The sequence below is a fragment of the uncultured Veillonella sp. genome (assembly GCF_934190855.1).
Lineage (GTDB): Bacteria > Bacillota > Negativicutes > Veillonellales > Veillonellaceae > Veillonella.
In genome coordinates, this window is record NZ_CAKPTN010000186.1 from 1 (window position 1) to 3,106 (window position 3,106).

A 3,106-nucleotide genomic window follows, 5' to 3' on the forward strand; every position below is an offset into this window, starting at 1 on the left:
ATCGAACATGTGCCGAATGTACGTGTTCTATTAGGTAGTCGTAGTTCTGATGCTACTGTTACATCTACAGCTAATATGGTTGTGTTGAACAGTGGCAATGGTCAAGTTAGCACGATTAGTGCTAATAAAGGTACATCTGTTGGTATTCGCGGTGGTAAGATTGCTGTCAATGGTAAAGCTATTGATACGGTAGTTACATTGAAACCGACTAATAGTGATGCACCATTCTTGTTTGAAGGTAAAGGCTACCGTGGTGGTCTTACATTACGTGCTAACAACGGTACAATGATGGTTATCAACTCCGTACCGCTTGAAGAGTATTTATATGGTGTTGTACCTCAAGAGGTAGTACCATCTTGGCCAGCAGCAGCCTTGGAGGCTCAAGCTGTAGCTGCTCGTACGTATGCTCTTCATACGATGGAACAAAATAAAGGCAAATTGTATGATGTGAGTAACTCTACGGATCACCAAGTATATAGTGGTGTGAGTGGCGAGTATCAAGCTACAACAAATGCGGTAAATAAAACTAAAGGCGTAGTTATGCTATATAACCAACGTCCTATCAATGCTTTATTCCACTCCGATGGTGGCGGCTATACAGAGGATAGCGTCAATGTTTGGGGGAATGACATTCCATATTTAAAAGGTGTAAAAGACTTTAGTACTGGTACATCTACATCAAACTGGACCGTCACTACATCTCGTCAAGCTCTTGAAAGCAAGCTTAATGCAGCAAGTAAAGGAGTTGGCAAATTAAAGAGCATTCAATTGACTCCACTTGGTAAGCCTGGTCAACAAACATCTGACCGCGGTGTGTCTGGACGTATTAAGAGTGCTACTTTCATAGGCACCTCCGGGAAAACGACGGTAGATGGCGATTCTTTGCGTAGTATTTTAGGTTTAAAATCTACATTATTTGATTTCTACGTAAATCACAACCCTGCTAAAGGCACGGGTAAGGCATATCATAACTTTACGGGCAATAATGATACTGTCTATATTAAAGGCCACGGTTGGGGACATGGTCTTGGTATGTCTCAATGGGGCGCTGCGGAAATGGCTAAGCGTGCTACTCCAGGGGATGCTAATTACTACCAAACTATTTTGCGTCACTACTACAGTGGCATTACATTGAAGAAAATGTACTAATAAGGATTGCGATGAAAGTTACAGATTTTGATTATGAATTGCCAGAGGAACTGATTGCTCAACATCCTGTAGAACCTCGTGATACAGCGCGGCTCTTAACCTTGGACAAGGTAACGGGTGAAGTTGTGCATAAAGAGCATTTTTACGATTTGCTAGAAGAACTCCACGAAGGTGATGTACTCGTATTTAATAATACGAAGGTTATCCCTGCGAGATTATATGGCCATCGTCAAGGCTCTGGTGGCAAGGTGGAGGTATTACTCCTAACGCCATGTGGTGAAAACCGCTGGGAATGCCTTGTTAAACCTGGTAAAAAATGTCCTGTTGGTCAAGTCATAGAGTTTGACGACCGCTTAAGTGGGACTGTAATAGATAAGACTGAATTTGGAGGTCGTATCATTGAATTCACTTGCAATGGTGTATTTGATGATGTGATACAAGAAATTGGTGAAATGCCATTACCTCCATATATTCATGAAAAGTTAGAAGATAAAGATCGTTATCAAACGGTATATGCTAAGGAGAAAGGTTCTGCTGCAGCTCCAACTGCAGGGCTTCACTTTACGCCAGAGCTTTTAGAAAAAATAAAAGCTAAAGGTGTGGAGCTCGAGTTCGTAACCTTGCACGTTGGGTTAGGTACCTTTAGGCCAGTATCGGCAGAAACTATTGAGGATCACGAAATGCATAGTGAGTTCTTCGTAGTGTCAAAAGATACAGCAGACCGTATTAATGCAGCTAAACAAAATGGTTCTCGTATTATTGCGGTAGGCACTACATCGGTGCGTACTCTTGAATCTGCCACAAATGATAAAGGTATACTGCAAGGGACTAGTGGGACCACACAAATCTTTATCTATCCAGGCTATAAATTTAAGATGATTGATGCGTTGGTCACTAATTTCCACTTGCCTCAATCTACATTATTAATGTTAATTAGTGCATTGGCTGGTCGCGAACATTGTTTAGCGGCCTATGAAGAAGCTGTAAGAGAGCGTTATCGCTTCTTTAGCTTTGGTGATGCTATGTTTATTCGTTAGGAGGGACCATGGCGAGTATTACTTATGAATTACAAAAAATATGTCCTCATACAGGGGCACGAGCAGGTTTACTGCATACGCCACATGGCACCTTCCAAACACCTATGTTTATGCCTGTAGGTACACAAGCTACAGTTAAGACTATGACGCCAGAGGAATTAAAGGCGATGGGTTCTCAAGTTATTTTGAGCAATACATACCATTTATTCCTTCGTCCTGGTCCTGAACTAGTAGAAGAAGCTGGTGGCTTACATAAATTTATGAACTGGGATCAAGCTATTTTAACTGATAGTGGTGGGTTCCAAGTTTTCAGTTTAGGTGACATGCGTAAAATCACTGAGGAGGGTGTAACCTTTAGATCTCATATTGATGGTTCTAAACAGTTCCTTTCTCCAGAGGTGGCTACAAAGGTACAAGAGCAATTAGGTTCTGATATTGCGATGGCCTTTGATGAATGTATTCCATATCCTGCAGACCACGATTATGCTAAACGCTCTACGGCGCGTACAACCCGTTGGGCTCACCGCTGCCAAGAGGCTCGTACAGCTCATGATCGTCAAGGTATGTTTGGTATCGTTCAAGGTGGTATGTACAAAGACTTGCGCAAACAAAGTGCAGAAGAGCTTGTAGCTATGGACTTTGAAGGATATAGTATCGGTGGTTTATCTGTAGGTGAACCGCATGATTTGATGAATGAAGTTCTTGAATATACCACACCATTATTGCCAACAAATAAAGCTCGTTATTTGATGGGCGTTGGCACTGCAGACTGTCTCGTAGAAGGCGTGGCACGCGGCATCGACATGTTCGACTGCGTATACCCAACTCGTGTTGCTCGAAATGGTATGGCTATGACTTGGAATGGTCGCCTTAATATTCGAAATGCTCAGTTTGCTCATGATTGGGGGCCTTTGGAAGAA

At 42.3% G+C, this 3,106-nt stretch carries 3 protein-coding genes; all 3 read left to right on the forward strand.

Going from position 1 to position 3,106, the window contains the following annotated elements; translation table 11 throughout:
* The coding region (locus tag Q0F90_RS08465) for a SpoIID/LytB domain-containing protein (RefSeq protein ID WP_296004738.1) at positions 1–1,149 on the forward strand (1,149 nt) is incomplete at its 5' end.
* A gap of 11 nt (positions 1,150–1,160) precedes the next feature.
* On the forward strand, positions 1,161–2,186 hold the full coding sequence (gene queA, locus Q0F90_RS08470) for a tRNA preQ1(34) S-adenosylmethionine ribosyltransferase-isomerase QueA (RefSeq protein WP_296004740.1): 1,026 nt from the start codon (positions 1,161–1,163) through the stop codon (positions 2,184–2,186).
* An 8-nt stretch (positions 2,187–2,194) separates the two neighbouring features.
* The coding region (gene tgt, locus Q0F90_RS08475) for a tRNA guanosine(34) transglycosylase Tgt (protein WP_296004742.1) at positions 2,195–3,106 on the forward strand (912 nt) is incomplete at its 3' end.